Genomic DNA, 7,734 nt, shown 5'->3' on the forward strand with positions numbered 1-7,734 from the left:
GCCGCCAATTCCGCCCCAGCACCCATCGCCGCCCGACGAGCTGCTAAGACGGCAAGACCAAATATCTTGAGCTAGGCCGAGGTCAGCGTGCTCGTGTCGCGGCCGGCGCCGGAGGCGGTATCGGATCCGTTCACCGCGAGCGGCGGCACCCGCGTCGCCCGCACGAAGACGGTGTCGCCCTCCCGCAGGCTCAGCGCCTCGGCGTCGCCCCGGGTTATCTGGGCCGTGAACGACCCGCCGGTGGCGGCGCTGGTCAGTTCGACGCGCACCTCGAAGCCCAGCACCACGACGCGATCGACGACGGCGCGGGCGACACCCGCGGACTCCCCCGTGCCGTCGGCCGCCGCGACGGCCATCTCCGGGGTGCGGCCCACACGGATGTCGTGCGGGCGCACCAGGTTGCCGTTCAGCGTGGAGACCGCCCCCAGGAACGACATGACGAACGCGTTGGCGGGGGCGTCGTAGACCTCGGTCGGCGAGCCGACCTGCTCGATGCGGCCCTGGTTGAGCACCGCGATGCGGTCGGCGACATCGAGCGCCTCTGCCTGGTCGTGCGTCACCAGCACCGTCGTCACGTGCACCTCGTCGTGCAGCCGCCGCAGCCAGGCGCGCAAATCCTCGCGCACCTTGGCGTCCAGCGCGCCGAACGGCTCGTCGAGCAGCAACACCTCCGGGTCCACCGCCAGCGCGCGGGCCAGGGCCATCCGCTGGCGCTGCCCGCCGGACAGCTGGTTGGGGTAGCGGGTCTGAAAGCCGCTCAGGCCCACCACTTCCAGCAGGTTGTCGACCTTTTCTTCGATTTCGGCCTTCGGCCGCTTGCGAATCTTGAGCCCGTAGGCCACGTTGCCGCGGACCGTCAAGTGTTTGAACGCGGCGTAGTGCTGGAAGACGAACCCGATCCCGCGCCGCTGCGGCGGCACGCGGGTGACGTCGCGGTCGTTGATGGTGACGGTCCCGCTGTCGGGCTGGTCGAGGCCGGCGATGGTGCGCAGCAACGTCGACTTGCCGGAGCCGCTTGGCCCCAGCAGGGCGGTCAGCGAACCGGTTGGCACGGCGAAGTCCACGTGATCGAGGGCGACGAAGTCGCCGTAACGCTTGTAGGCATCGCGCACGACGATCGCGTGGTCACCGCGGGCGTGCGGGCCGGCTTCGGTCATGAGGACGTCTTTCATGTCCAACCTATCGAGCCGCTCTGGCCCTGCGAATGTCAAGGATCACCTGGAAGACCAGCACCAACACGGCCACCCCCATCAACAGCGTCGACAGCGCATAGGCGCCGTACTCCGCCCCGCGGTTGTACCGGTCCGAGACCAGCAGTGTCAACGTCTGCGACTTCCCCGGCAGGTTCGACGACACGATGATCACCGCGCCGTACTCGCCCAGCGTACGGGCGATGGTCAGCACGATGCCGTAGGTCAGGCCCCACCGGATCGACGGCAGCGTGATCCGCCAGAAGGTCTGCCACCACCCCGACCCGAGCGTCGCGGCCGCCTCCTCCTGGTCGGTTCCCAACTCGTGCAGCACGGGCTCGACCTCGCGCACCACGAACGGCAGCGTGACGAAGATGCTGGCGAGGACGATGCCCGGCAGGCCGAAGATGATCTTGAGACCGAGGTCCTTCTCGACGAACCCCAGCGCGCCCGCCGATCCCCACAACACGATCAGCGCCACGCCCACGATGACGGGCGAGACCGCGAACGGCAGGTCGATCACCGCCTGCAGCACGCCCTTGCCGCGAAACCGGTTGCGCGCCAGCACCAAGGCGGTCGGGATGCCGAACACCACGTTCAGCGGCACGACGATGGCGACCACCAGCAGGGTCAGGTTCAGCGCCGAGATCGCCGCCGGCGTGCTGACCCAGTCGACGAACTGGCCGAACCCGGGCCGAAACGTCCGCCACAGGATCAGCGACACCGGCACGACGAGCAACACGAACAGGTACGTCAACCCGACGGACCGGAGCAGGTATCGCACCCACGGCGAGGACGTCACGCGGCCAACTCCTCACGCTTGGCGGCGCGCCCGCCCACCACCCGCAGCGCGAACAACACGACAAACGAAATGGACAGCAGCACAATCGAAATGGCGGCAGCGCCGGTGCGGTCGTCGTTCTCGATCAGGGTGCGGATCCACTGCGAGGACACCTCGGTTTTGCCGGGCACCGCTCCGCCGATCAGCACCACGGAGCCGAACTCGCCGATCGCGCGGGAAAACGCCAGGCCCGCACCGGACAACAGCGCGGGCGTCAGCGACGGCAGCACGATCGAGGTGAAGATCTTGGGGCCGCTGGCGCCCAGCGACGCCGCGGCTTCCTCTGTCTCCCGGTCGATCTCGAGCAACACCGGCTGCACCGCGCGCACCACGAACGGCAGCGTCACGAAGGCCAGTGCCACCGCCACGCCCCACGCGGTGTGCTGCAGATGCAGCCCCACGGGACTGTTGTTGCCGTACAGCGCCAGCATCACCAGGCTGGCGACGATGGTGGGCAGCGCGAACGGCAGGTCGATGATGGCGTCGACCAACCGCTTGCCGAAGAAGTCGTCGCGCACCAAGATCCACGCGATCAGCAGGCCGAAGACCAGGTTGACCAGGGTGACCCCGGCCGAGATGGTCAGCGTCACCCGCAACGACTCCAGCGCCGCGTTGGACGTCACCGCGAGCCAGAAGGCGTGCGCGCCGCCGGCGGCCGACTGCCAGGCGATGGCGGCGAGCGGCAGCAGCACGATGACCGACAGCCACAGCGTCGCCACGCCCACCCGCAGCGAGGTGGTGCCGGAGCGGCGCCGGGCCGCCGGCCGGCCGCCGGCGCCGGTGGGCACGCCGAGGCCGGGCCGCACGGCCTGCGGATCGGGTGTGACCGCGGCCGTCATCCGGTGGCCTTCGTGTAGATCTTGGTGATGCTGCCGTTGGTCTTGTCGAACAGCTGCGGGTCGACGGTCGCCCAGCCGCCGAGGTCGGCGATGGTCCACAACTTGGCGGGCGCCGGGTACTGGGCGCGGAAGTCGGCGGCGACCGACGGATCCACCGGCCGGAAACCCGCCTGCGCCCACACCCGCTGCGCCGCGGCGGTGTACTGGAAATTCTTGAACGCGACGGCCGCGTCCAGGTGCGGGCTGGTGGTCACCACCGCCACCGGATTTTCGATCTTGAACGTCTGCGCCGGGTTCACATGTTCGACCGCCTTGCCCGCCCGCTCGGTCGCGATGGCCTCGTTCTCGTAGCTGATCAACACGTCCCCGCTGCCCTGGACGAATACGTCGGTGGCTTCCCGCCCGGAGCCGGGACGCAGCTTGATGTGCTCGCGCACCAGCTTGCCGATGAAGTCGACGCCGGCCTGACTGTTGGCGCCGCCCTCGCTCTTCACGGCGTACGGCGCCAGCAGGTTCCACTTCGCCGAGCCGGAACTCAGCGGGCTCGGCGTGATGACCTCCACGCCCGGACGCAGCAGGTCGTCCCAGTCCTTGATGTTCTTCGGGTTGCCCTTGCGGACCACCAAGCTCACCACCGATCCGAACGGAATTCCCTTGGTGGCGTCGGCATTCCAATCCTTGGAGATCTTGCCGGCCTTGACCAGGCGCGCGATGTCGGGTTCGACCGAGAAGTTCACGACGTCGGCGGGTTTGCCGTCCTGGACGCCGCGCGACTGGTCGCCGGAGGCGCCGTAGGACGTGACCACCTGGATGCCCCGGCCCTCGTCGGAGGCGTTGAACGCCGGGATCACCTTGCTCCAGCCTGGTTCCGGGACCGAATAGGCGACCAGGGTGATGCTCGCGCGCGCATTCGTCGGGCCGCCGCCGCCCACGACGTCGCTGGCGCCACCGTGGCAGGCAGCGACGACGCCGACGATCAGGGCGAGCGCGACGACGGCCCGCCAGCGCTGGGCGCTGCCGGAGTCGTTGAGCATGTGGGGCCTTCCGACGCTGGATTGAAAGGGATGCGGCTCCCATCGCTGCGGCGGCAAGGCATCGGGCATGGCCGGCGAACTCACCGACTCCACACCTGGCCGCGCGCGGGCCGGGGAGTCAGCGACAACAGTGCACGAGCAGACGGCAAGCCGATGAGCCGGACGCCCTGTGCATGCGCGAAGCCTAACAGCTATGCAACCGCGCCACCGAGCGGGCAAAGCCGTCAGTGGGTGGCCCACCACGTGACGAGGACCAACACCACGAGCGCGACGAGCACCAACGTCACGTGTGACCGGGGCATCGCGTTAACCGGGCGTCACGTCGGCGTGGCGGGCCCGGCGCATCGCCCTGATGCCCCGGCCGAGCAGGCCGTCGAGGGCCGCGGCCGTGAGGTAGGCCACGAACAGCACCACGGGCATCACCACCATGGCCTGCAGCACGAACGCGAGCCCGGAAAGCCACAGTTCGTTGCCGTCCCACCAATTCAGGAAGGCGTTCATCGGGGTTCACACTAGGCGCCCCCGCTGTGGAAAACCAACGTGCCGAGGCCCGCGGCGCCCCAACCCGCTCGAAAAGGGCTTTCGTTGCCGGCGCACGGGCGGCACCGGCCCCGGGCACCGCCGCGTGGCGCAATGCATGGACGCCGGCCCGCTCAGCAGTGAAAATGTCCTGATGGTTCTGCACGCTCAGCCCGACGACCCCGCCGACACCCTCCCCGAGGAGGCGTTCGAAGCGGCGTCGGCCCCCCCGCTGTCCTCCCCGGTGGCCGTCACCGCGCCCGGCCCTCTGGCCCCCAGCGCCGGACTGCGGAATCCCTTTCCCCCGATCGCCGACTACTCGTTTCTGTCCGACTGGGAGAACACCTGCCTGATCTCGCCGGCCGGATCGGTGGAGTGGCTGTGCGTGCCGCGGCCGGATTCCCCCAGCGTGTTCGGCTCGATCCTGGACCGCAGCGCCGGCCACTTCCGGCTGGGCCCGTACGGCGTCTCGGTGCCCTCGGCCCGCCGCTACCTGCCCGGCAGCCTGATCATGGAGACCACCTGGCAGACCCACACCGGCTGGTTGATCGTGCGCGACGCGCTGGTGATGGGGCCGTGGCACGACATCGAGCGCCGCTCCCGCACGCATCGCCGCACGCCGATGGACTGGGACGCCGAACACATCCTGCTGCGCACGGTGCGCTGCGTCAGCGGCACCGTCGAGCTGATGATGAGCTGCGAGCCGGCGTTCGACTACCACCGCGTCGGCACCACCTGGGAGTACTCGGCCAACGCCTACAACGAGGCCATCGCTCGCGCCACCAAGCATCCCGACGCGCATCCGACGATGCGGCTGACCACCAACCTCAACATCGGCCTGGAGGGCCGCGAGGCGCGGGCGCGCACCCGAATGAAGGAGGGCGACGACGTCTTCGTCGCCCTCTCCTGGACCAAGCATCCGGCGCCCCAGACCTATCAAGAGGCCGCCGACAAGATGTGGCAGACCACCGAGTGCTGGCGGCAGTGGATCAACATCGGCAATTTCCCGGATCACCCGTGGCGGGCCTACCTGCAGCGCAGCGCGTTGACGCTCAAGGGCCTGACCTATTCGCCCACCGGCGCGCTGCTGGCGGCCAGCACCACGTCGCTGCCGGAAACGCCTCAGGGTGAACGCAATTGGGACTACCGCTACGCCTGGGTGCGCGACTCCACGTTCGCGCTGTGGGGCCTCTACACGCTGGGGCTGGACCGCGAGGCCGACGACTTCTTCGCCTTCATCGCCGACGTGTCCGGCGCCAACAGCAACGAGCGCCACCCGCTTCAGGTGATGTACGGCGTGGGTGGCGAGCGCAGCCTGGTCGAAGAGGAGCTCAACCACCTTTCCGGTTACGACCACGCCCGGCCGGTGCGGATCGGCAACGGCGCGTACGACCAGGTGCAGCACGACATCTGGGGTTCGATCCTGGACTCCTTCTATTTGCACGCCAAGTCGCGCGAGCAAGTGCCCGAGACGTTGTGGCCGGTGCTGAAGAAACAGGTCGAGGAGGCCATCAAGCACTGGCGCGAACCGGACCGCGGCATCTGGGAGGTCCGCGGCGAACCGCAGCACTTCACGTCGTCGAAGGTGATGTGCTGGGTGGCGCTGGACCGCGGGGCCAAGCTGGCCGAGCGGCAGGGCGAGAAGAGCTACGCGCAGCAGTGGCGCGACATTGCCGAGGAGATCAAGGACGACATCCTGCGTCACGGCGTGGACTCGCGCGGCGTGTTCACCCAGCGCTACGGCAGCGACGCGCTCGACGCCTCGCTACTGCTCGTGGTGCTCACCAGGTTCCTGCCGCCGGACGACCCGCGGGTGCGCAACACCGTGCTGGCGATCGCCGACGAGCTCACGCAGGAGGGCCTGGTGCTGCGCTACCGGGTCGACGAGACCGACGACGGGCTGTCCGGCGAGGAGGGCACCTTCACCATCTGTTCGTTCTGGCTGGTCTCGGCGCTGGTGGAGATCGGTGAGGTCGGGCGGGCCAAGCGGCTGTGCGAGCGGCTGTTGTCCTATGCCAGCCCGCTGCACCTGTACGCCGAGGAGATCGAACCGCGCACGGGACGGCAGCTGGGCAACTTCCCGCAGGCGTTCACCCACCTGGCGTTGATCAACGCCGTCGTGCACGTGATCCGCGCCGAGGAGGAGGCCGACGGCTCGGGCGCGTTCCAGCCCGCCAACGCGCCGGTGTGACGAGCGTCAGCTCAAAGCGCTGACCTTGTCCCGCATCACCTGGGCGATGTCGAGGGCGCTGCCGTTGATGTCGCTGGTCACGTCCGGTGACTGCGGCTCCCGCGCGAAGTCGACCTCGACTTCGATGAGGCAGTTGCCGCGGACTCCGATGGCGCGCGCCGCCGGGATCGCGGGAGCGTTCGGCAGCGGCACGTTGAGCTCCATCGAAAGAGCGGCGCTGGCAACAGAATTGGTGACCTGCACGTTGCTCACGCGCACCCGGAGCCCGAAGCCGCGGCCACCGGCCGGCAGGGTCTCGCCTTCGCAGGCCTGCCACTGCCGGGAAAACGTGGTGAACAACGCGTTGGCGTCGGCGGACGTGGGCAGGCTGACCACGCCTTCCTTGACCCTGGTCACCGTCGCCGACTCCGTTGTGGGACGCCACGTTTCGAGCGCGACGTTGCGCACCGAACCGGGGCGGTAGGCGCTCTGCTGCAGCATCACCGCCACACCGAAGCAGTCCGGGACCTGGCCCGACGGTGCGCCCTGCAACAGCTCCGGCCCTCCGAAGCTGGGCGGGAAAAGCGGGTCGATGTCTAACGGCTGCTTGACGATTCGGGACAGGGCGCTCTGGCCGAGCAGCACTCTTTTGATCGTGTGCCCGGTGAGCCAGCGCGGCACCGCGTCCGGCGCGGGGCGGGCCACGCCCCCGACCGTCGCCGAGCAGCCCGTCGCCAGCGCGGCGACGGCCGCCACCATCGCCGCGCGCCGGGACCAATCCATCCGAGTCATCACACTTCTCGCCCTTGTCTTCCGCGGCGCCTGTCCGACGCCGGGATCACGAGGCAGTCTAGGGTGACTACCACGACGGCAGTCGTCGGCCACGCACAACACAGCGCCTCGTCAGCGATGTTTCAGCTGCCGGTCAGCTGCGCCAGCCCAGCGCGCTGACTCTGGTCGTCGGGTCCGCGATCCGACAGCGCTGGGCTGAGCGGGAATGATCGCGGTGGGGGCGCAGTTGCGCTGTACAGCAACCGAATCCTTCGACGAAGGGCGATCCCACACCAGCGCTGTCGGATCGCGGACCCGACGACCAGAGTCAGCGCGCTGGGCTGGCGCAGCTGACCGGCAGCTGAAACAC

At 69.1% G+C, this 7,734-nt stretch carries 8 protein-coding genes; 1 reads left to right on the forward strand and 7 read right to left on the reverse strand.

What is annotated here, in order from left to right; genetic code table 11:
* Nucleotides 1–71: 71 nt before the first annotated feature.
* The 5 genes from A5714_RS02225 to A5714_RS02245 form a co-directional block, all read right to left on the reverse strand.
* Complete coding sequence (locus A5714_RS02225; protein WP_068282326.1) at nt 72–1,157, reverse strand: sulfate/molybdate ABC transporter ATP-binding protein; 1,086 nt, start codon at nt 1,155–1,157, stop codon at nt 72–74.
* A gap of 22 nt (nt 1,158–1,179) precedes the next feature.
* Nucleotides 1,180–1,992, reverse strand: a complete 813-nt coding sequence (gene cysW, locus A5714_RS02230) for a sulfate ABC transporter permease subunit CysW (RefSeq protein ID WP_068068503.1) — start codon at nt 1,990–1,992, stop codon at nt 1,180–1,182.
* Nucleotides 1,989–2,870: a sulfate ABC transporter permease subunit CysT gene (gene cysT, locus A5714_RS02235; protein ID WP_068282319.1), complete on the reverse strand. Its 882-nt coding sequence runs from the start codon at nt 2,868–2,870 to the stop codon at nt 1,989–1,991. The genes cysW and cysT overlap by 4 nt, the downstream gene beginning before the upstream one ends.
* Complete coding sequence (locus tag A5714_RS02240) at nt 2,867–3,904, reverse strand: sulfate ABC transporter substrate-binding protein (protein WP_068068497.1); 1,038 nt, start codon at nt 3,902–3,904, stop codon at nt 2,867–2,869. Before A5714_RS02240 ends, cysT begins: the two co-directional genes overlap by 4 nt.
* A 306-nt stretch (nt 3,905–4,210) precedes the next feature.
* Nucleotides 4,211–4,405, reverse strand: a complete 195-nt coding sequence (locus A5714_RS02245) for a hypothetical protein (RefSeq protein ID WP_068068492.1) — start codon at nt 4,403–4,405, stop codon at nt 4,211–4,213.
* Between the two features lie 172 nt (nt 4,406–4,577).
* Here A5714_RS02245 and A5714_RS02250 point away from each other — a divergent pair, with 172 nt between their 5' ends.
* Nucleotides 4,578–6,614 (forward strand): glycoside hydrolase family 15 protein, encoded by a 2,037-nt coding sequence (locus A5714_RS02250; RefSeq protein ID WP_068282329.1) that lies wholly within the window; start codon nt 4,578–4,580, stop codon nt 6,612–6,614.
* 6 nt (nt 6,615–6,620) lie between these two features.
* On the opposite strand, the gene A5714_RS02255 is transcribed toward A5714_RS02250, so the two are convergent.
* Together A5714_RS02255 and A5714_RS26870 are read right to left on the reverse strand one after the other, a co-directional pair.
* The gene (locus tag A5714_RS02255; protein ID WP_068282320.1) at nt 6,621–7,376 is read right to left on the reverse strand and encodes a sensor domain-containing protein; all 756 of its coding nucleotides are present in this window, start codon (nt 7,374–7,376) and stop codon (nt 6,621–6,623) included.
* A 131-nt stretch (nt 7,377–7,507) separates the two neighbouring features.
* A partial coding sequence (locus tag A5714_RS26870) for a hypothetical protein (RefSeq protein ID WP_231975720.1) occupies nt 7,508–7,734 on the reverse strand: 227 nt, incomplete at its 5' end.

The sequence above is a fragment of the Mycobacterium sp. E2462 genome (assembly GCF_001672685.1).
Taxonomy (GTDB): Bacteria; Actinomycetota; Actinomycetes; order Mycobacteriales; family Mycobacteriaceae; genus Mycobacterium.

Bases quoted from the DNA above. Each gene is read 5' to 3' on its own strand.
- A5714_RS02225 (WP_068282326.1), bottom strand. From the start codon at position 1,157: ATGACCGAAGCCGGCCCGCACGCCCGCGGTGACCACGCGATCGTCGTG.
- cysT (WP_068282319.1), bottom strand. From the start codon at position 2,870: ATGACGGCCGCGGTCACACCCGATCCGCAGGCCGTGCGGCCCGGCCTC.
- A5714_RS02240 (WP_068068497.1), bottom strand. From the start codon at position 3,904: ATGCTCAACGACTCCGGCAGCGCCCAGCGCTGGCGGGCCGTCGTCGCG.
- A5714_RS02245 (WP_068068492.1), bottom strand. From the start codon at position 4,405: ATGAACGCCTTCCTGAATTGGTGGGACGGCAACGAACTGTGGCTTTCC.
- A5714_RS02250 (WP_068282329.1), top strand. From the start codon at position 4,578: ATGGTTCTGCACGCTCAGCCCGACGACCCCGCCGACACCCTCCCCGAG.
- A5714_RS02255 (WP_068282320.1), bottom strand. From the start codon at position 7,376: ATGGATTGGTCCCGGCGCGCGGCGATGGTGGCGGCCGTCGCCGCGCTG.